Consider the following 19,631-nt stretch of genomic DNA (forward strand, 5'->3'; position numbering starts at 1 on the left):
GGACCGGAAGTGGAAGAGGACACATGGCGACCGATTACGACGCACCACGCAAGACCGAGGAAGACCAGAGCGAAGAGAGCATCGAAGAGCTCAAGGCGCGGCGTCACGACAAGAACTCCGGCAAGGTCGACGAGGACGAGACGGAGGCCGCTGAGTCCTTCGAGCTCCCCGGCGCCGACCTGTCCCACGAGGAGCTTGCCGTCGAGGTCAAGCCCAAGCAGGAGGACGAGTTCACCTGCATGTCCTGCTTCCTGGTGCACCACCGCAGCCAGCTGGCGGACGAGAAGAAGATGACCTGCGTCGACTGCGCGTGATCCGGGCGCACCGCGCCTGCGACGCGAAGAAGGCCGCGACCCCGTGGGGGTCGCGGCCTTCGCGCGTGCGGGGCCGGGCGGCTCAGGCCTTGGCGTCCTTGTGCTGGCCGTCCTTCTGGAGGTCGGGCGGCAGGTGTCCGGTGGACTTCGCGTAGTAGGTCGCCGCCTTGCGGGTGGCGAACATCCGGGCCAGGCCGATGGCGACGCCGCTGACCGTCGCCCAGGCCACCGCCTCCCAGACGTCCACGTCCGGGTCGGCCGGGTTCTCCGGCGGGTTCTTGCCCGTGGCGGCCCGCCACGAGGTGTTCAGGGCCTTCTTCGCCAGCGCGGCGCCGGCGAGCGCGGAGCCGAGCGAGAAGACGGTCCAGAACTTGGAGCTCGATGCCATGTGTCCTCCTGGTTGTCTTCCTGGACCCTACCCGGCAGCCGGGTCCGGCATGCGCTCCGCGGCCCCCTGCCGCAGGGCGCTCGCCAGCCGGTCCGGGTGGCGGGTGTGCAGCAGCCAGTAGGGGGTGGGGTCGGCGGGGTCGACGATCTCGACCTTGACCGATCGCTTGAGGTAGGGCCGCAGCAGCAGGTAGGCGCGGGCGTCGGCCTCCACGCCGCTGACGGCGCGGGTGCGCTTCGCGTCCAGTGCCTCGACGCCGCCCACGTGGCTCAGGTCGATGTGGGCCCGTCCGGCCCGCAGCTCGCCCCCGGAGACCGAGACCCGGGCCTGCAGGGAGAGGAAGAAGGCGATCATCAGCGCCATCGCCGCGGCCGTGACGCCGAGGGAGATCAGGAAGCCGCCGAGGGTCTCGGGCATGGCGACCACGACGGCGAGCCAGAGGCTCGCCACCAGCATGGTCCCCTGGACCCACCAGCGCAGCGGGACGTAGAGGCGTTCGGCGTACTCCACGGGTCAAGAATAGGGGGGCGGGTCGCGCCGTGGGCGGTCGGGGCGTGGGGCCTCGGGCGGCGGGTAGGGTGCGTCGCCGTGAGCGCTCCCTCCCCGGACCAGTCCGACGTGCCCCTCCTGGACGTGGCCCTCGTGCGGCTCGACCCGGATCTTCCGCTGCCCGCCTACGCGCACCCGGGCGACGCCGGGGCCGACCTGTGCACCGCCGTCGACCTGAGCCTGGCGCCGGGGGAGCGCGCGCTGGTGCCGACCGGGATCGCCCTGGCGCTGCCCGAGGGGTACGTCGCGCTGATCCATCCCCGCTCGGGGCTGGCGGCCCGGCACGGCCTCTCGATCCTCAACACCCCGGGGACCGTCGACGCCGGCTACCGCGGGGAGATCAAGGTGCTGCTGATCAACCACGACCGTGTCGAGCCGCTGGAGCTGCGGCGGGGCGACCGCATCGCGCAGCTGGTGGTGCAGCGCTTCGAGCGGGCCAGGTTCGTGGAGGTCGACGAACTGCCGCAGTCCAGCCGTGGGGCCGGGGGCTACGGTTCTACCGGGGGATTCGGCGCGTCCGGGTCCTGAAAGACCCCGTTCCGCACCGTTCGGGGGAACCCGAGACCAGGAGGCACCACAGGTGAAGTTCCGCCGCAAGTCCGCCGAGGCGGCGACGCCGGTGCAGGAGACGTCCGCCGACGAGTCGGCGTCCCAGACGTCCGAGCCGCAGCCGCCCGCGCCGCCGTCGGGGCCCTACGACGCGGAGTCGCTGGACGACGGGATCGACCGGATCGACATCGGGGCGCTGCTCGTGGCGCCCACGCCCGGGCTCGAGCTGCGGCTCCAGGTCAACGAGGAGAGCGGCGAGGTCGCCGGCGTCCTGCTGGCGGGCGCGGAGGGTGCGATGGAGCTCCAGGTGTTCGCGGCCCCGCGCCACGGGGACCTCTGGTCCGAGGTCCGGCCGCAGATCGCCGAGGACGTGACCCGGCGCGGGGGCACCGTCTCCGAGCGCGAGGGGCGCTGGGGGACCGAGCTGGAGTGCCGGGTCCCGGTGCGCCGCCAGGACGGCACGGAGGCCGTCCAACCCTCCCGGATGATCGGGATCAACGGCTCCCGCTGGCTGCTGCGGGCCTCCCTGCTCGGCCGCCCGGCACTCGAGCCGGACTCGGCGCAGGAGTGGGAGGACGCCCTGGCCATGATCGCGGTCCGCCGCGGCGACCAGGCGCTCCCGGTCGGACGTGCGCTCGGCTTCCGCCTGCCGCCCGACGCGCGACGGGCCGAGTGAGATGACCGTGCGCAGCAGGCTCCGCGACAGCCTCTCGCGCTGGGCCGACAGCGGGGACCAGGAGGTCAGGGACCTGCGCCGCACGCACGGCGGCGACGGGGTGCAGACGATCGCCGACGCCCCCGAGCGCGAGCCGGTGGTGCTGCGCGGCAGCCTGCGCACGGTGACCCTGCGCCCGCGCGGCGGCGTGCCCGCCCTCGAGGCGGACCTGGAGGACGGCACGGACGTGGTGACTCTGGTGTGGCTGGGCCGGCGCCGGATCATCGGCATCGAGCCCGGCCGGGCGATGACGGTCTCGGGTCGCATCGGCCGGCACGACGGTCGCCGGATCATGTACAACCCCCGATACGAGCTGGTGCCGTGAGCCTCGGGGACCCGGCGGCGGGGGAGCCGGCCGGCGGCGGCCGGGCCGGGGACGACTCCGCGGTCGACACCGTCGAGGCCGTCGTCCGGCGTCAGCTCGCCCAGGCCCTCGGCGGCCGGCGCGGCATGGTCGAGGCGGCCGTCCCGACGATCCTGTTCACCGCCACCTGGCTGATCGGCAAGGATCTGCGGCTCGCGCTGACGGTGAGCATCGTCGCGGCCGCGGCCCTCCTGCTCGTGCGCCTGGTGCAGCGCTCCACCATCCAGTTCTGCGTCAACGCCCTGGTCGGCATCGGGATCGGCTGGTTCTTCGTCAACCGGGCGGCCGCGGCGGGCGGCTCCGAGCAGGAGCAGGCGCTGGCCTACTTCCTCCCCGGCCTCCTCTACAACGGGGGCTACGCCGTCGTCCTGGCGCTCAGCTGCATCGTCGGCTGGCCCCTGGTGGGCTTCATGGTGGGCAGCGTCACCGGCGACCCCACCCAGTGGCACGGTGACAAGCAGATCGTGCGGCTGAGCAGCCTGCTCACCTGGGTGCTGGCAGTGCCCTGCATCCTGCGGGTCGTGATCCAGGGACCGATCTGGCTGGCCGGCGACTCGGGTGCGTGGGACCCGGACACCGCGATCGCCACCCTGGGCCTGCTCAAGATCGGCCTCGGCTGGCCACTCCAGCTGGCGGCCCTGGCCAGCATGGTGTGGCTGCTGGCCCGCAACCACACCCCGCTCGAGCCGGCTCCGGACGACAACGCCTGAGGCGAGCGCGGAGGGACTCCCGGGGAGCCCTCCGGCCTCACCGCGCACTCGCCGGCGGCCGGGGTCAGTGCTCTCGGGGGGCCAGGGTCTGCTCGAGCTCGGCCTCGGAGTCGGCGGCCACCACGAAGAGCAGCTCGTCGCCGGACTCCAGGGGCTGCTCGTCGCTGGGCGGGTAGACCTGGCCGTCGCGCAGGATCGTGACCAGGGCGCAGTTCTCCGGGAAGGGGACCAGCCCGGCCGGCCTGCCCACGTAGGGGGAGTCGTCGGGGAGCGTCATCTCCACCAGGTTGGCGTTGCCCTGCCGGAAGGTGAACAGGCGCACCAGGTCTCCCACCGAGACGGCCTCCTCCACCAGGGCCGACATGATCCGGGGCGTGGAGACGTTGACGTCGACACCCCAGGCCTCGGTGAAGAGCCACTCGTTGTCGGGGTGGTTGACCCGTCCCACGGTCCGCGGGACCCCGAACTCGGTCTTGGCCAGCAGCGAGGTGACCAGGTTGGCCTTGTCGTCTCCGGTGGCCGCGATGACCACGTCGCAGCGGTCCAGGCGCGCCTCCTCCAGGGAGGAGAGCTCGCAGGAGTCGGCCAGCAGCCACTCGGCGTGCGGCACCCGCTCCTGCCTCACCGCGTCGGGGTTGCGGTCGATCAGCAGCACCTGGTGGCCGTTCTCGATCAGCTCCCGGGCGATCGACCGCCCCACGGCACCGGCTCCGGCGATGGCGACGCGCATGCTCAGTCCTCCTCGGGGCCGCGGTTGAGGACGCGGTAGGCGTCGGCGGCGTTCTCCTCGCGGATCACCAGGTGGAGCACGTCACCCTCCTGGATCACGCTCTCGCGCTTGGGCAGCATGCCCTCGCCGAGCCGGTCGATCCAGGCGATCCGGCTTCGGGTCTGCTCCTGGAAGTGCACGGTGCGGTGGCCGATCCACGCCTCGGGCACCGGGACCTGGTCGAGCCGGATGGTGCCCGAGGGGTCGCGGTAGGTCGGCTCCGCGCCCGCGGGCAGGATCCGGCGCAGCACCTGGTCGGAGGTCCACTTGACGGTGGCGACCGTGGTGATGCCCAGCCGCTGGTAGACCTCGGCCCGGCCGGGGTCGTAGATCCTGGCCACCACCTGCTGGATGCCGAAGGTCTCCCGGGCGACCCGCGCCGCGATGATGTTGGAGTTGTCGCCGCTGGAGACCGCGGCGAAGGCGTCGGCGCGTCGGATCCCCGCCTTCTCCAGCACGGCCTGGTCGAAGCCGTACCCGGTGATCTTGTCCCCGTTGAAGGAGGGGCCGAGACGCCGGAAGGAGTCGGGCTCGCTGTCGATCACCGAGACCGTGTGGTTGCGGTCCTCGAGGCTGCGGGCGAGGGTGGAGCCGACCCGGCCGCAACCCATGATGACGACGTGCACGGGGAAACCGTATCCCAGTCGTGCCGGTCGGCGTGCGTGTCCGCGGAGGCCGGGGACTAGCCTTCCGCACGTGGGTGTCGGCGATGTCTCCAAGCGGATCCTGCTGGGGCGCAAGCTGCGCAGCTCCCAGCTGGGCGAGTCGCTGCTGCGCAAGCGGGTGGCGCTGCCGATCTTCGCCAGCGACGCCCTCTCCTCGGTGGCCTACGCCCCCGACGAGATCTTCATCATGCTCTCCCTGGCCGGGGCCTCGGCCTACGCCTGGTCGTGGAAGGTGGGCCTGGCCGTCGCGCTGGTGATGCTGACGGTGGTGACCTCCTACCGGCAGACCGTCCACGCCTATCCGAGCGGCGGCGGTGACTACGAGGTCGCCTCGGTCAACCTGGGCCGCAACGCCGGCGTCACGGTGGCCAGCGCCCTGCTCGTCGACTACGTGCTGACCGTCGCGGTCTCGATCAGCGCGAGCGCCCACTACGCGTCCTCGGCCCTGGAGTTCCTCCACGGCCACGAGGTGCTCTTCGCCAGCCTGATGGTGCTCCTCCTGGCCGCGGTCAACCTGCGCGGCGTCCGGGAGTCCGCGACCTGGTTCGCCGTCCCGACCTATCTCTTCATCGCCGCGGTGCTGGGGATGTGCGGCTACGGGCTGCTGCGGTGGTGGCGCGGCGACCTCCCGCTGGTGGAGAGCGCGGCCCTGGAGATCCAGCAGGCCCCCGGCTACGAGGGGCCGCTCACCACGCTGGCCCTGATGCTGCTGCTGGCCCGGGCCTTCTCCTCCGGCTGCGCCGCGCTCACCGGCGTCGAGACGATCTCCAACGGGGTGCCCGCCTTCCGCAAGCCCAAGAGCCGCAACGCCGCCACCACGCTGCTGCTGCTCGGCCTGATCTCGATCTCGATGATGATGTCGGTGATCGTGCTGGCCCGCGAGATGGGCCTGAAGTACGTCGACCCCCTGGAGCTGGAGCGGCTCACCCAGGACGGCCGTCCCGCCGCGGGCTACGACCAGCACTCCGTCATCGCCCAGATCGCGCGCGGGGTCTTCACCGACTTCCCGCCCGGGTTCTACTTCGTGGTGACGGTGACCTCGGTGATCCTGGTGCTGGCCGCCAACACCGCCTTCAACGGCTTCCCGGTCCTGGGCTCGATCCTCGCCGAGGACGGCTACCTGCCCAAGGCGCTGGGCGCCCGGGGCGACCGGCTCGCCTACAGCAACGGCATCGTCTTCCTCGCCACCGTCTCCATCGCGCTGGTCGTGGCCTTCGACGCCCAGACCACCCAGCTCATCCAGCTCTACATCGTCGGCGTCTTCGTCTCCTTCACCCTCAGCCAGCTCGGCATGGTCCGGCACTGGAGCAGGGCGCTGTCGGACGCCAGGGTCACGGCCGACCGGCGGCGGATGCAGCGGGCGCGGGTGACCGCCGCGGTGGGCTTCACCCTCACCGCCGTGGTGCTGGTGGTCGTGCTGGTCACCAAGTTCCTGCACGGCGCCTGGATCACCGTGCTGGCGATGGGCCTGTTCTTCGTGGTCATGCGGAGCATCCGATCCCACTACGACCGGGTCTCGCTCGAGCTCGCCGCCGAGGAGGAGGACAAGCTCCTGCCCACCCGGGTCCACGCGATCGTGCTCGTCTCCAAGCTGCACAAGCCCACGCTGCGGGCGCTGGCCTTCGCCAAGGCGACCCGGCCCAACGTGCTCGAGGCCGTCTCGGTCGACACCGACTCCGCCGCCACCGACCGCCTGGTCGCGGAGTGGGACGAGCGGCGCCTCGACGTCCCGCTCAAGGTCCTGCACTCGCCCTACCGGGAGATCGCCCGGCCGGTGGTGGAGTACGCCCAGGAGATCCGGCGGGCCAACCCCCGGGGTGTGGTCGCGGTCTACATCCCGGAGTACGTCGTGGGCCGCTGGTGGGAGCAGCTCCTGCACAACCAGACGGCGCTGCGGCTCAAGGGCCGGCTGCTCTTCTCCCCGGGCGTGATGGTCACCTCGGTGCCCTTCCAGCTGCAGTCCTCGCAGGTCGCCCGCGAGCGCGAGGACCGCGAGGGGCCGCGGGTCAAGGCCGGGGACCTGCGGCGGGGGCGCGTCGGGCAAGGGTCGGAGACGGTCGGTCAGACCAGGAGGAGGACTCGGTGAGCAGGTCGGTGCGGCCCCGCAAGGCGCGTGGCCGGTCCCGGGTGGGAGAGCGTTTCGAGGCCGAGGTGGGCCCCGTCGCCCACGGCGGACACTGCGTGGTGCGGGTGGTGGCCGACCCGGCGACGCCGGAGCAGACCCGCGTGGTGTTCACCCGGCACGCCCTGCCGGGGGAGCGGGTGGTCGTCGAGATCACCGAGGGCACCGACGGCGACCGGTTCTGGCGCGGTGACGCGGTGCAGGTGCTGCGAGCCTCCGAGCACCGCGTCACGCCCCCGTGCCGCTTCGCCGGCCCCGGGCTCTGCGGCGGCTGCGACTTCCAGCACGTCGAGCTGGCCCACCAGCGCGAGCTGAAGGCGGCGGTGGTCCGCGAACAGCTCGTCCGGCTGGCCGGGCTGCCGCCCGAGGACCCCCTGGTCGCCGGGCTGGTCGTCGAGCCGGTCCCCGGCGACGAGCACGGGCTGCGCTGGCGCACCCGGAGCCGCTTCGTCCCGCTGCCCGGGGGAGGACGCGGGATGCGCAAGCACCGCTCCCACGAGGTGATCGAGGTCGACGACTGCCTGATCGAGGCGCGGCAGCCCCAGGTCTCCCACGTGGTGCTCGGCCGGGAGTTCGCGGTGGCCCCGGGCGGGTTCTGGCAGGTCCACCCCGGCGCCCCCGAGGCCCTGGTGAGCGCGGTGCTCGAGATGCTCGACCCCCGGCCCGGGGAGTCCGTGCTGGACCTCTTCGCCGGGGTCGGGCTCTTCGCCCGCTTCCTGGCCGAGCGGGTCGGGCCGGGAGCGCGGGTGGTCGCGGTCGAGGGCGACCGCGAGGCGGCCCGCCAGGCGCAGGCCAACCTCGCCGGCTCCGCCAAGGTCCGGGTGAGCGCTGGCGGCGTCGAGGAGGTGCTGGCGCGCGAGTACGACGAGCCCTTCGACCTGGTCGTCCTCGACCCGCCGCGTACCGGCGCGAAGCGCGCTGTCGTCTCGCAGGTGGTGGACCGGGCACCCCGGGCCGTGGCCTACGTGGCGTGCGACCCGGCGGCGCTCGGCCGCGACCTGGGTCTCTTCGCCGAGGCCGGCTACCGGGTGACGGCGCTGCGCGCCTTCGACGTGTTCCCGATGACGCACCACGTGGAGTGCGTGGCTTTGCTTACGAAAATCGGCTCTGATCTGCGGTGATGTGATCTGGGCTCTCGGGCGTGAGTCCCGAGAACGGGCCTTAAGGCTCACTTTGGGCTCACTTTGAGTTCTCGGGCTCGGTTGTGCCGTCTCACTCGCCCCTGTCGGGACGGGCCGGCGTGATGGCCTGAGGGCTCGCAGAACGGCCCGTAGACGGCTTAGAGAGCGCCCACGGACCGGGAGGCCAATCGGGACCGCCGAAGGCTTCTCAGGGCCCGGGAGCCGGCCCATCGCTCGTCTCGGGGCCGGGAGCAAGGCGGTCGGTGGCGGCCCGGTAGTCGGGCACGACGAGCCGGCGGTTGATGTAGTGCCGCTCCGTGACCACCTTGGACGTGTGGCCGAGCTGGTTCATGGCGGCCTCGGCGTCGTAGACCTCGTCGATCTCGGTTGCCACGGTTCGGCGGAACGAGTGGGGCGAGACATCTTGGAGCGCGACAAGGGCGGCGTAGTCATCGAGCAGGCGGATGTGGCGCAGCCGGCCCTGGATGTTGGTGGGGAAGTGCCACGTGCCGTGGCGGGTGATGAATACGGCGTCGAGGTCGTTGGGGGTCTGGGCAACCTTTCGTCGGCGTAGCAGCGCCGCAGCCCAGTCCGGGAGCGCGATGGGGCGGATCGCGGCGTGGGTCTTGCAGTAGTCGACCCGCTTGCCTTTCGAGGTGATCTGGCCGTTCACCATCAGCCACGGGAACCACCCGTCGTCGTCCCGCCGCTCTGGCGGCGGCGTCAGCTCGGTGTCGGACCAGCGAAGGGCGAGCAGTTCGCCGATCCGCATGCCGGTGGCTATGAGCATCTCGACGATGTCGGGCAGATCGACGCTCTTCGGTCCGTTGCGCTTCTCGGCGTTGGCCGCGTCCACGTCCACGACGAACACGTAGACGATCTCGGCGACCGCGCTACACCACTATCAGGGACTCAACTGCGCCCGGCGTGCTCGTCGCTATCGTGGAGGCTCAATCGCAGTGACTCGGCTGTAGCCGACCAGGCGCCAACTTGACCCAGTTGAGACGAGTTCGACCCATCCGCCGTTCGCCACGGTTTCTAAAGAGTCGACGTGTTCTAGACCCCAGCCGGTCAGCACGCAGGTCGCAACTCGGATGGCGTGACTATGGCTGACGGCGAGAGCGGTGCCCTGTGTGCCGACGCTGTCCGTGAGTTGAGCGAGGCAAGGCACGATTCGCTCTGCGACATCGGCGCGGGACTCTCCTCCGTGCTCGGAGTACGCCCAAGGGCGCGGTCCGTGGATCGAGGTGGCTTGGTCGTGAGTCAGTCCAGCAAGGAGCCCGACATCGATCTCTCGTAGCCGCACATCCGGGGTCGGAGACACGTCCGACGCGCTCCCTATGTGCTGCGCCGTTTCGAGTGCTCGCCGCGAGTCCGAGGTCCAGATCTTGGTGAAACGGAGCGCGCTCAACCCGCGGGCAGCTTTCGCAGCCTGGGCATGACCAAGTTCCGTCAGGCCGATGTGATCGTTGTCGGACCCTTGAATCCGCTTCGCGACGTTCGAGGCCGTCTCGCCATGTCGGACGAGGACCAGTCGCGTCATGTCGGCGGCTCCACTTCAAGCAGCGGCCATGTCGCGACGTTAGTGATCGGAGCGTCGCCCAGGTTCCAGTCGACTGAGATCGCGAATCTTGCTGGCGCGAGTCTGGTCACGGTTCGACGGAGACTCGTCTGAACCCTGGTCGCTGACCGCACCTTGAGGGGAGCATCGGGCCACCAGTCATTGGCTGCCCAGTTGAACGGTGATGCGTGGCCGTGGATCTGGGAGAACGGCGCATCGCCGGCGGTGATCCAGGGTTCATCAAGTTCGCGGTTGACCTCAGCCCACGTCGTGTCAGCCATGCCGTCTTCCTGGCTAACCAGACTCCCCGCACGCGCCCACTCAGGGAGAGGCGCCCCCATATTTTCGTTCACACGCGCAGCAGCCTCGTACGTGGACTGGGGTGACCCAAGCTCCTGCCATCGGCTTCGCGTCAGTCCGGCATGGGTGACGAGGACGGGACCCCATTCTTTCGAATCACAGGCGGTGGCCAGCCGAATCATCTGGGTGTCCCAGAGTTCCCGAAGGGTTTCTGATGTCGACGGATCGAGGCTTGCTAGAACGTCCCAACCGGGTCGTGCGGGACCGCCTAGCGCCGCAGACTCGTGGTTCCCGAGAAGTTGGACGAAGGTCGTCGGATTATTACGGGCGAGGTCACGAATTCGCTCGACTGACTCCCGGTTGCCTTCTCGGAACTGGGGGTGGCATCGCACCACGTCACCAACGTGAATGATCATGCGGTCAGGCGGGACGTCGTTTTCCAGGACTCCGGCCATCTGGAGGCAGGCGTCGAGGACGTTGGCGTTGCCGCCGGTGTCGCCGATGATGATGACCGGTGTCATCCCATGGCCGTTCGCGGGTGGGTTCCGTAGGCGCCGCCTGCCTCAGGTCGACTCACCAGGCTCCTTCCGGCGTTGATTCGGGTTGCATTGAGCGTCTGCTCGATGAACCGGAAAGCGCCTTCCTTGAGGATGGGGTAGGCGCCCGACGACACCTCTTGGCCGTCCCAAACTCGGTATCGCGTCAGCACCTCAGGCACGCTTCTCCCGGCGGAGTGTTCACTGAGAAGCATGGCGAGGAGCAGATCCTCGTTTGCGGCTAAGGCTGGCCAACCTCCGCACAGTAGGACGAGATCTCGGCGAGCGACGATCGAGTTCGGATGGAACGCGAGCGGTGCCGACCAGCTCGAAGCGAGCTCACCGACCTCCCAAAGTTTGTCGCTGTGCCAGTGTGCCGTCGGCTCGTCAGAGTGGTGAAGAACGCGGTTGGGGGCGACCCATCCAACGCTGGATTCATCAATCTCCTCCGACGCGCGCATCAGCCCGTCGGCCACCAAGATGTCGTCTGCGTCGAGGGGGGCGACCAGGTCGCCTGTGGCCAGGGCGAGCGCTGCGTTGCGGGCGATGCTGATTCCACTTCTGGTCGGCAGACGTACAACGACATCAGCGGAGTGGACATCTACCGTCCCTGGTCCGTCGATGGCGACGATCCATTCGAGGCGCAGTGGTTCCAATCGGCCCCGCACGTCGGCGACGCTCGCGGCCGTCTCCGTCATGTAGTCGGCGCGCGCGGGAAGGCATGCCGTCAGAACACTGAATCGGCATCCGCTGCTCGAACTCACTGGCACCATGTACGTCAATCTAGTTAGGACACGCAATCGATGGACCTGGTTACCCAAGCTGACAGCCCGGAGAGGTGGGCTTCGCCGAGTATCTTGCTTGCGGCCGTGACTCGCGGCGAATCCGTGATGGCAAGCACAGGGTGGTTTACCACCTTGTTCGAATGGGAGGGCCGGTTTCCCGGGCCGCACCGGACGGTGTCGCTGCACGGGTTCGACTTCGAGGTCGTTGGCGAGGCACTACCCCTCGTTGAGGGGCCGACCCCGGATCTCATTCAACTCGAGGTGATCCTCGATGGTCTCGAAGACTTGATCGCACTGGACAGCATGCTGCGCCGGTTCGTCCCGGCCGAGATCATCGACGAGTTGCCTCACCTTCCGGGCCACGAGGCCGTGACCGTGAACGCCAACCGAGATACCAGCGCGCCGCCGTCCTGGCAGTACGTCGACGCGCACTACATAGACGTACCTATCAATACGTTGCCAAGCACTCGCGGCGGGAGTCTGGCGCTGATCTCGGCGACGCGATGGGCGCGCGTGATCAGGTGGAGCGCTGGCGTGCTGATCCTTTGGACGGCGCCCACGGGATACTGGGAGCCGCAGAATGTCCGGTGGCCGCACCATGCGGTTCCGTCGCGCTCCAAGTCCGCGCTGCAGACCATGCTCGATCCAACTGTCGGCCTCGACGCGCGGGTTCTGACCTGGTTCTCCGAGGCGGTCGGCCACGAGCGGTACTTCCTCGAAACCTGGACGACCGAACTGGAGACGTGGGAGTCCGAACTCTTCGCGCAACTTGCTAAGGGTGAGGACGCCTACGCAACGATGGATCTGCCCGCCCTTCAGCGTGGTATCGGCGTGCTCGCGGGGTACCTCGATAGAGTCAGGGTCAGCGAACGGTTCTTTCTCAGACGCGCCGACGTCTCGAAGCTAGTCGGCGGCGTTCCCGGCCTTCACGAGGTGTTTGGTGAGGTTCAGGGTCACCTAAACCGAGACCTGAGAGTCGCGAGGGAGTCATTGCGATCCGCCTTCGATCTCCTCAGCAGCATCAGCCAGGGTGCGCAGGCATACACTGCAGGTGTCTCGCAGCGGACGCAGGAGCGCCTGAACTCGCTCATCACGACCGTCACAGCGGTGCTCTTTGTGCCGTCGCTCGTGGCCGCCGTCTATGGAACGAATGTCCGAGAGTTGGCCCCCGGCTCCAGCGGTTCGATCCCCGAACTGTTGGCCCTGATGTTCGCGCTGTCGATGTCTTCATTGGGTGCTTTGTCCTGGGGTAGGGCCGGCCGTCCGACGCCGCTGGCTGGCGCTGCACTGGCGGCTGGCCTCTGTCTGACGTTCGCCATCGTTCTGAGGCATGAGTCATCCGTTGCGGCCATCGCCATTGGACTCGGTGGTGTCGGGCTCTCGGTCTTCCTCATCGCAGCCATGAAGCTTGTGTCACGATTCTCCCGTGCCAGATCCAACTGAGTTCGCTGCCTTCCGAATCGGCCACGGCCACGACATCCATGCTCTCGTCCCCGGACGCGAGCTGTGGCTCGGTGGCGTCCTGATTCCCGACGCAGCGGCGGGCTTCGACACACACAGCGACGGGGACGTTCTCTGTCACGCGATCATCGATGCACTCGCGGGTGCCATCGCGGATGGGGATCTCGGTACGCATTTTCCCGAGAATGATCCCGATGCGGAGGACGCTCGAAGTCTCGAGTTCGTGCGTGAGTTCATGAAGTATGTGCGCAACGCTGGCTACGAGCTGGTCAACCTGGACAGTTTCGTGACCTTGGGTACGACTCGGCTTCGACGACATGTGGATGCGATGGCGGACTCGATCGCGGAGGCGATGGGCGTGTCGCGGACGGTCGTCTCGGTTAAGGCGCGGTCTCACGATGGCATCGGGCCCGAGGGTCGTGGCGAGGCGGCGAGCGGAACGGCCACAGTCCTTCTGTGGAAGCGGCTATAGCGGTCTCCGTCGTCGGTGTCGGCGGGCCGGAACGCGGTCACGGCCCGCCGCTCTTCACCGTGCAGTTCAGCCTTGTCCCAATCTTGGGCTCCCAAACGCCAGTTTCCGACCCACTGCCCAATCATACGACTGCCTGGCGTGGCACCCGTGCGACGGCTGGCTCCCGCTGGCCGCCGATCCTTCGAGGCTTCCATCCTCCCGCAGAGCTAACACGTTCGCAGGGATTCGGCCACGCTGCCCGGAGGTTCGAGTCAGCTTCACGTGATTCGGCACAGGGGAAGCGCCGCTGCAGCAAAACCCTGAGCCTGCTGACCCCAGAGGCGCCGCGTTTCGCAGGATGCTTGGATCGCGGCCTGCTCAATGGCCGCAACGGCGCGCTCGAGCTCGTTGGGGTCACTGGCGCTGACTGCGACGAACCCGGTCGCTCGCAGCACGCCGTGCCCCGCGGTCAGGTCAGCCTCCTGCTGGAGGACGTCCCGGTACTCCGCGGTCTGCTGGGCATCCTCGATCTGGCCGATCTTCTGACGTTGGGCTGCATCCGAGATGTACTCGGTCTTCTTTTTGCGGATGTCGCGGGCCGCGCGGTCGGTGCGCATCGTCGTGTAGAGCAGCGTGAAGGTTCGGCGCACGCCCGAGGACAGCAGCAGGGGTGCCAGGAAACCGGGGTACACGAGGGAACGCGGCCACTCGATGATCCAGAGCACGCAGTGGTGCGCGGAGTCGCTGCGCAGGGAGCCCCACGATCCGGTGACTTGCGACGGGTCCCGCGGTGGCGAGGTCTCGGCCGATATCGCCCTGCCGTTCGAGTGCGCCCGTGACGGCGGGGTCGTACGCCGACCGGAGGATCAGCGCGAGGTCACCGGCTGTGAGCCGGTCGCCGGGGGAGAGGTCCGCGGATCGGAGGGCGGCGAACATGGTCGCCATCTCTTGCCGGTACGGCGGCGGCACCTCGCTTGCCTCCGCCAGCGGCCCGTATCGCTCGTCCGGCCACCTTCATGTCGGGCGAGATGGACACGGTCGAGGCATGGCGCTCGCCGGCCGGGCCGGCGCGGTCGACGAGTTCGCCGTACGTTGTCGAGGCCCAGGCGCCTGAGCGGTTGCCGTGCTGCTCCCACCAGTCCGCCAGGTCCTTGCCGGAGTCAGGCAGCGTCCGCTCCGTCACCTGGACGGAGGCGATTCGCCCGGAGCGGCATGCCGTCGAGAGGACGCGGCCCCAAGAGACGACCCGGCGCTCCTGCTCAGCTGGGTCGGGCAGTACGAACGCGGGGTGGGAGACACCGACGATCGCGGTCAGGGTCGCTGCGTGTGGGTCGTGGGCCATGACGGCGCCGGTCTCGAGGTCGACCCATTGACGCAGCCGAGCGGCATCGCCTGGCAGCGCCAGCGTGCCGGCGGGGCGCGGCTTCACGATGCGACGGCGGTACAGCAGTTGCCCGCCGGTGGATCGCCAGAGCCACCGCGCGCCGATCAGGCCTCGCCGCCAGCCCTCAAACCCCACCACTCCCCGGGACTCTCCTGGGCGTCACGGACGAAAAGTCGTAGGTCAGCTCGAACGGTCTCCTTGTAGGTGGGGTTAGCTCGCCGCGCTCGCCGCGCTCGCCGCGCTCGCCGCGCTCGCCGCGCTCGTTCGCGACCGTTAGCGCCCGCCGACGGGAGGGCTCGGATTGAGCTCGCTTTCATTCGCAATCACCCGCATCTGGACGCCGACGCCCGCGCGCGTCCCAAACCGCATCGCCGCAGGTCACGGCCTCGTTCGGCCTCATGCGCGCAGCCGACCGCAAAGGATCGCGTTCACGCTCACCACGATCGGTGTCTTCCCGATGACGCACCACGTGGAGTGCGTGGCGCTGCTGGAGAGGATCGGCTCCGCCCCGCGCTGAGCGAGGCTCGCGTCACGCGCCGGGGCGCGGGTGTGGTGCAGAATCACGCAGCATGGCTGAGAACCCCGCCGGTGGTCCGACCCTGCTGGCGCGGCTGACCGGAGCGCAGGAGCAGATGCTCGACGACCTCGGCGGGCTGGTCGCCTGCGAGACCCCGTCGGAGGACCTGGCGGCCTGTGGAGCGGGCGCGGACGCGGTGGCCGCCCTGGGGGAGCGTCTGCTCGGTGTGCCGCCGACGTCCGAGGTCGTCGAGGGCAGGCGTCACCTTCGGTGGGCCTTCGACTCCGACGTGCCGGGGGTGCTGCTGCTCGGTCACTACGACACGGTCTGGCCGGTGGGCACCCTGGTGCGCTGGCCGTTCGAGGTGGACCGGGCCTCCGGGACCGCCACCGGCCCGGGATGCTTCGACATGAAGGCCGGGCTCGTCCAGATGTTCCACGGGGTCGCCTGCCTCGACGACCGGGCCGGGCTGGAGATCCTGGTGACCGCCGACGAGGAGGCGGGCTCCACCACGAGCAGGGGGCTGATCGCGGAGGCCGCCCGGCGCTCCCGGGCGACGCTGGTGCTCGAGGGGGCTGCGGGCCCGGACCTCAAGCACGCCCGCAAGGGCACCGGGATGTACCAGTTCGCCATCACCGGTCGAGCGGCGCACGCCGGGCTGGAGCCCGAGCGGGGGGTCAACGCCCTGACCGCGCTGGCCGACGTGGTCGTCGACGTCAACCGGCTCAGCCGACCCTCCGCCGGGACGACCGTCACCCCGACGATCGGCCGCAGCGGCACCGCGAACAACGTGGTCCCCGCCACGGCCTGGGTGGAGGTCGACGTGCGGGTCGAGAGTCCCGAGGAGCTCAGACGGGTCGACGAGGGGCTCCGCGGCATCACCCCGCGACTCCCCGGGGCCGAGCTCGTGGTCACGGGCGGGCCGACGCGCCCGCCCATGACGAGCGACCAGGCGGCCGGGCTGGTGGCGACCGCCCGGGCCGTCGCCGCGGACCTCGGCATCGCGGTGCCGGGCGCCGTCGCCGTCGGTGGCGCCTCCGACGGCAACATCACCGCAGCGCTGGGATGCCCCACCCTCGACGGGCTGGGCGCGGTGGGTGGGAACGCGCACGCGGAAGGGGAGTTCGTCCGGGTCGCGGCGATGCCGGAACGTGCCGCCCTCCTGGCTGGTCTGGCCCGCGCGCTCCTCGAGGATCCGGCGAGCAGCGCCTGAATCCCCGGGTGCGGGCGGAGCGCACCGGGAAGCTCGGGCGCTCTGCCCGACGTGCCCGGCGGAGCGGGGCTCGTCGTGAGGTGTGGCGGGCGGACAACCGTATGGTCCGTCGTGTATCTTGATGTCGAGAGATATTCCCCGGTGCCGCACGTCCGGTTAGGTCAGCCTTGCTTACGCCCTCGTGGAGGGCGGCGGCAAGATGGATGCGGTGACACCCACAATCCCCGCTAGGAGACGCGACTGATGGTCAGTCAGGACAGCTTCGGTGCCAAGGGCACCCTGGACGTGGACGGGAAGTCCTACGAGATCTTCCGTCTGAGCGCGGTGGAGGGCGACGGCCTCGATGTCGACTCGCTGCCCTTCAGCCTGAAGGTTCTCCTGGAGAACCTGCTGCGCACCGAGGACGGTGCCGACATCACCGCCGACGACATCAAGGCCCTGGCCGGGTGGGACGCCGACGCGCAGCCCGACAAGGAGATCCAGTTCACCCCGGCCCGGGTGATCATGCAGGACTTCACCGGCGTGCCCTGCGTGGTCGACCTCGCCACCATGCGCGAGGCGATGGCCGAGCTCGGGGGCGACCCCGCCAAGATCAACCCGCTGGCCCCCGCCGAGATGGTGATCGACCACTCCGTCATCGCCGACGTCTTCGGTACCCCCGAGGCGTTCGGGCGCAACGTCGAGATCGAGTACGAGCGCAACCGCGAGCGCTACCAGTTCCTGCGCTGGGGCCAGGGTGCCTTCGACGACTTCAAGGTCGTCCCGCCCGGCACCGGCATCGTGCACCAGGTCAACATCGAGCACCTGGCCCGCACCGTCTTCACCCGTGAGGTCGACGGCGTCCTCCAGGCCTACCCCGACACCTGCGTCGGCACCGACTCCCACACCACGATGGTCAACGGCATCGGCGTGGTGGGCTGGGGCGTCGGCGGCATCGAGGCCGAGGCCGCGATGCTCGGGCAGCCCGTCTCCATGCTGATCCCGCGGGTCGTGGGCTTCAAGCTCTCCGGCGACCTGCCCGAGGGCTCGACCGCCACCGACCTGGTGCTGACCATCACCGAGATGCTCCGCAAGCACGGCGTGGTGGGCAAGTTCGTGGAGTTCTACGGTCCCGGCGTCTCGGCGCTGCCCCTGGCCAACCGCGCCACGATCGGCAACATGAGCCCGGAGTTCGGCTCCACCATCGCGGTCTTCCCGATCGACGAGGAGACCCTGAAGTACCTCGAGCTCACCGGCCGCTCGGCCGAGCAGCTCGCCCTGGTGGAGTCCTACGCCAAGGAGCAGGGTCTCTGGCACGACCCCTCGGCGGAGCCGCGCTACTCCGAGAAGCTCGAGCTCGACCTCTCCACCGTGGTGCCGTCCATCGCCGGGCCCAAGCGCCCGCAGGACCGCATCGAGGTCACCGACGCCAAGCCCGCCTTCCGCAGCGCGCTGGCCGACTACGTCGCCGCCGACGAGACCGGCGGCGAGGACCGCGAGCCCGGGGTGCCCGGCCAGGAGAAGCCCTTCGGCGTCAACACCGGCGCCGACGAGGCCTCCGCGGAGTCGTTCCCGGCCAGCGACGCGCCCTCCACCAACGGCAACGGCGACGGTCACGACGACGCGCCCGCCCCCCAGGACTGGCACTCCGCCGCGGCCAAGGACGGCGGCCGTCCGAGCAGCCCGGTCGAGGTGACCCTCGAGGACGGCACGAAGTTCACCCTCGACCACGGGGCGGTCACCATCGCGGCGATCACCTCCTGCACCAACACCTCCAACCCGTCGGTGATGATCGGCGCCGCCCTGCTGGCCAAGAAGGCGGTCGAGAAGGGCCTGCAGCGCAAGCCGTGGGTCAAGACCACGCTGGCGCCGGGCTCGAAGGTCGTCTCGGACTACTACGAGAAGTCCGGCCTGACGCCGTACCTGGACAAGCTCGGCTTCAACCTCGTCGGCTACGGCTGCACCACCTGCATCGGCAACTCCGGGCCGCTGATCCCCGAGGTCTCGGCCGCCGTCAACGAGGCGGACCTCGCGGTCGTCTCGGTGCTGTCGGGCAACCGCAACTTCGAGGGCCGGATCAACCCGGACGTGAAGATGAACTACCTGGCCTCGCCGCCTCTGGTGGTCGCCTACGCGCTGGCCGGCTCGATGGACGTCGACCTCTTCAGCGACCCGCTGGGCCAGGACGCCGAGGGCAACGACGTCTTCCTCAAGGACATCTGGCCCTCGCCGTCCGAGGTCGAGGAGACCATCGCCGGCGCGATCAACGCCGAGATGTTCGGTAACTCCTACCAGGACGTCTTCGCCGGGGACGAGCAGTGGCAGTCGCTGCCCACCCCGGAGGGCGACACCTTCGCCTGGGACGCCGAGTCGACCTACGTCCGCCGTCCTCCGTACTTCGACGGGATGCCCGCCGAGCCGGAGCAGGTCACCGACATCGAGGGCGCGCGGGTGCTGCTCAAGCTGGGCGACTCGGTCACCACCGACCACATCAGCCCGGCCGGTGCCATCAAGAAGGACTCCCCGGCCGGCCGTTACCTGGCCGAGCACGGTGTCGGGCAGCGGGACTTCAACTCCTACGGCTCGCGCCGGGGCAACCACGAGGTGATGATCCGCGGCACCTTCGCCAACATCCGGCTGCGCAACCAGCTGGCGCCCGGCACCGAGGGCGGCGTGACCCGTGACTTCACCAACGGCGGCGAGGTCACCTCGGTCTACGAGGCCTCGGAGAACTACATCGCCGCGGGCACCCCGCTGGTGGTGCTGGCGGGCAAGGAGTACGGCTCCGGCTCGTCGCGCGACTGGGCGGCCAAGGGCACCTCGCTGCTGGGCGTCAAGGCCGTCATCGCCGAGTCCTACGAGCGCATCCACCGGTCCAACCTGATCGGCATGGGCGTCATCCCGCTGCAGTTCCCCGAGGGGGAGACGGCGGAGTCGCTCGGCCTGACCGGCGAGGAGACCTTCTCCATCACCGGGATCACCGCGCTCAACGACGGCACCACGCCGCGCACGGTCACGGTGAGGGCCGACGACAAGGAGTTCGAGGCGGTCGTCCGCATCGACACCCCCGGTGAGGCGAACTACTACCGCAACGGCGGCATCATGCAGTACGTGCTGCGCAACCTCCTGCGCAGCTGAACCGCTCGAAGGGGCCGGTCCGGGATCTCCCGGGCCGGCC

Annotated in this window: 21 protein-coding genes; 11 read left to right on the forward strand and 10 right to left on the reverse strand. The window is 69.8% G+C overall.

The window, feature by feature from the left end; genetic code table 11:
* Positions 1-23: 23 nt before the first annotated feature.
* Positions 24-314: a DUF4193 domain-containing protein gene (locus tag AC4BG9_RS05745; RefSeq protein WP_490570116.1), complete on the forward strand. Its 291-nt coding sequence runs from the start codon at positions 24-26 to the stop codon at positions 312-314.
* Positions 315-396: 82 nt separating this feature from the next.
* On the opposite strand, the gene AC4BG9_RS05750 is transcribed toward AC4BG9_RS05745, so the two are convergent.
* Both AC4BG9_RS05750 and AC4BG9_RS05755 read right to left on the reverse strand, forming a co-directional pair.
* Positions 397-702 (reverse strand): DUF4235 domain-containing protein, encoded by a 306-nt coding sequence (locus tag AC4BG9_RS05750; protein ID WP_490570117.1) that lies wholly within the window; start codon positions 700-702, stop codon positions 397-399.
* A 27-nt stretch (positions 703-729) separates the two neighbouring features.
* The gene (locus AC4BG9_RS05755) at positions 730-1,212 is read right to left on the reverse strand and encodes a DUF3093 domain-containing protein (protein ID WP_490570118.1); all 483 of its coding nucleotides are present in this window, start codon (positions 1,210-1,212) and stop codon (positions 730-732) included.
* Between the two features lie 108 nt (positions 1,213-1,320).
* On the opposite strand from AC4BG9_RS05755, the gene dut reads away from it, so the two are divergent.
* The 4 genes from dut to AC4BG9_RS05775 are packed head-to-tail and all read left to right on the forward strand — an operon-like array spanning position 1,321 to position 3,589.
* Complete coding sequence (gene dut / locus AC4BG9_RS05760) at positions 1,321-1,779, forward strand: dUTP diphosphatase (protein WP_490570223.1); 459 nt, start codon at positions 1,321-1,323, stop codon at positions 1,777-1,779.
* Positions 1,780-1,831: 52 nt separating this feature from the next.
* Complete coding sequence (locus AC4BG9_RS05765) at positions 1,832-2,476, forward strand: DUF3710 domain-containing protein (RefSeq protein WP_490570119.1); 645 nt, start codon at positions 1,832-1,834, stop codon at positions 2,474-2,476.
* A 1-nt stretch (position 2,477) separates the two neighbouring features.
* Complete coding sequence (locus tag AC4BG9_RS05770) at positions 2,478-2,840, forward strand: OB-fold nucleic acid binding domain-containing protein (RefSeq protein ID WP_490570120.1); 363 nt, start codon at positions 2,478-2,480, stop codon at positions 2,838-2,840.
* Positions 2,837-3,589, forward strand: a complete 753-nt coding sequence (locus AC4BG9_RS05775) for a DUF3159 domain-containing protein (RefSeq protein ID WP_490570121.1) — start codon at positions 2,837-2,839, stop codon at positions 3,587-3,589. The genes AC4BG9_RS05770 and AC4BG9_RS05775 overlap by 4 nt, the downstream gene beginning before the upstream one ends.
* A gap of 64 nt (positions 3,590-3,653) precedes the next feature.
* On the opposite strand, the gene AC4BG9_RS05780 is transcribed toward AC4BG9_RS05775, so the two are convergent.
* Both AC4BG9_RS05780 and AC4BG9_RS05785 read right to left on the reverse strand, forming a co-directional pair.
* Complete coding sequence (locus AC4BG9_RS05780) at positions 3,654-4,319, reverse strand: potassium channel family protein (protein ID WP_490570122.1); 666 nt, start codon at positions 4,317-4,319, stop codon at positions 3,654-3,656.
* A 2-nt stretch (positions 4,320-4,321) separates the two neighbouring features.
* Positions 4,322-4,969 carry a potassium channel family protein gene (locus tag AC4BG9_RS05785; protein ID WP_490570224.1) on the reverse strand — a complete coding sequence of 216 codons (648 nt, stop codon included), beginning with the start codon at positions 4,967-4,969 and terminating at the stop codon, positions 4,322-4,324.
* 85 nt (positions 4,970-5,054) lie between these two features.
* Here AC4BG9_RS05785 and AC4BG9_RS05790 point away from each other — a divergent pair, with 85 nt between their 5' ends.
* Both AC4BG9_RS05790 and AC4BG9_RS05795 read left to right on the forward strand, forming a co-directional pair.
* The gene (locus AC4BG9_RS05790) at positions 5,055-7,109 is read left to right on the forward strand and encodes an APC family permease (protein WP_490570123.1); all 2,055 of its coding nucleotides are present in this window, start codon (positions 5,055-5,057) and stop codon (positions 7,107-7,109) included.
* Positions 7,106-8,266, forward strand: a complete 1,161-nt coding sequence (locus AC4BG9_RS05795) for a class I SAM-dependent RNA methyltransferase (protein ID WP_490570124.1) — start codon at positions 7,106-7,108, stop codon at positions 8,264-8,266. Before AC4BG9_RS05790 ends, AC4BG9_RS05795 begins: the two co-directional genes overlap by 4 nt.
* A 208-nt stretch (positions 8,267-8,474) precedes the next feature.
* Here AC4BG9_RS05795 and AC4BG9_RS05800 read toward each other — a convergent pair whose 3' ends face one another.
* The 4 genes from AC4BG9_RS05800 to AC4BG9_RS05815 form a co-directional block, all read right to left on the reverse strand.
* On the reverse strand, positions 8,475-9,137 hold the full coding sequence (locus tag AC4BG9_RS05800) for a tyrosine-type recombinase/integrase (protein ID WP_490570125.1): 663 nt from the start codon (positions 9,135-9,137) through the stop codon (positions 8,475-8,477).
* 66 nt (positions 9,138-9,203) lie between these two features.
* The gene (locus tag AC4BG9_RS05805; protein ID WP_490570126.1) at positions 9,204-9,809 is read right to left on the reverse strand and encodes a histidine phosphatase family protein; all 606 of its coding nucleotides are present in this window, start codon (positions 9,807-9,809) and stop codon (positions 9,204-9,206) included.
* A complete protein-coding gene (locus tag AC4BG9_RS05810; RefSeq protein ID WP_490570127.1) occupies positions 9,806-10,648 on the reverse strand; it encodes a metallophosphoesterase family protein in 843 nt (280 codons plus the stop codon). Before AC4BG9_RS05810 ends, AC4BG9_RS05805 begins: the two co-directional genes overlap by 4 nt.
* A complete protein-coding gene (locus AC4BG9_RS05815; RefSeq protein WP_490570128.1) occupies positions 10,645-11,436 on the reverse strand; it encodes a glycosyltransferase family 2 protein in 792 nt (263 codons plus the stop codon). The genes AC4BG9_RS05810 and AC4BG9_RS05815 overlap by 4 nt, the downstream gene beginning before the upstream one ends.
* Positions 11,437-11,466: 30 nt before the next feature.
* Here AC4BG9_RS05815 and AC4BG9_RS05820 point away from each other — a divergent pair, with 30 nt between their 5' ends.
* Both AC4BG9_RS05820 and ispF read left to right on the forward strand, forming a co-directional pair.
* Positions 11,467-12,891: a CorA family divalent cation transporter gene (locus AC4BG9_RS05820; protein ID WP_490570129.1), complete on the forward strand. Its 1,425-nt coding sequence runs from the start codon at positions 11,467-11,469 to the stop codon at positions 12,889-12,891.
* On the forward strand, positions 12,875-13,381 hold the full coding sequence (gene ispF, locus AC4BG9_RS05825; RefSeq protein ID WP_490570130.1) for a 2-C-methyl-D-erythritol 2,4-cyclodiphosphate synthase: 507 nt from the start codon (positions 12,875-12,877) through the stop codon (positions 13,379-13,381). The genes AC4BG9_RS05820 and ispF overlap by 17 nt, the downstream gene beginning before the upstream one ends.
* 257 nt (positions 13,382-13,638) lie before the next feature.
* Here the strand turns inward: ispF and AC4BG9_RS05830 are convergent, their stop codons facing one another.
* The gene (locus tag AC4BG9_RS05830; protein WP_490570131.1) at positions 13,639-14,085 is read right to left on the reverse strand and encodes an SCO6880 family protein; all 447 of its coding nucleotides are present in this window, start codon (positions 14,083-14,085) and stop codon (positions 13,639-13,641) included.
* A gap of 152 nt (positions 14,086-14,237) precedes the next feature.
* Positions 14,238-14,882 carry an SCO6880 family protein gene (locus AC4BG9_RS05835; protein WP_490570132.1) on the reverse strand — a complete coding sequence of 215 codons (645 nt, stop codon included), beginning with the start codon at positions 14,880-14,882 and terminating at the stop codon, positions 14,238-14,240.
* A 431-nt stretch (positions 14,883-15,313) separates the two neighbouring features.
* On the opposite strand from AC4BG9_RS05835, the gene AC4BG9_RS05840 reads away from it, so the two are divergent.
* Together AC4BG9_RS05840 and AC4BG9_RS05845 are read left to right on the forward strand one after the other, a co-directional pair.
* Entirely contained in the window at positions 15,314-16,474 is a 1,161-nt protein-coding gene (locus AC4BG9_RS05840; protein ID WP_490570133.1) for a M20/M25/M40 family metallo-hydrolase, read from the forward strand.
* A 243-nt stretch (positions 16,475-16,717) separates the two neighbouring features.
* Positions 16,718-19,591, forward strand: coding sequence for an aconitate hydratase (locus AC4BG9_RS05845; RefSeq protein ID WP_490570134.1), 2,874 nt, complete (start codon positions 16,718-16,720; stop codon positions 19,589-19,591).
* Positions 19,592-19,631: the final 40 nt, after the last annotated feature.

The organism is Nocardioides sp. Z40_12 (assembly GCF_058215795.1).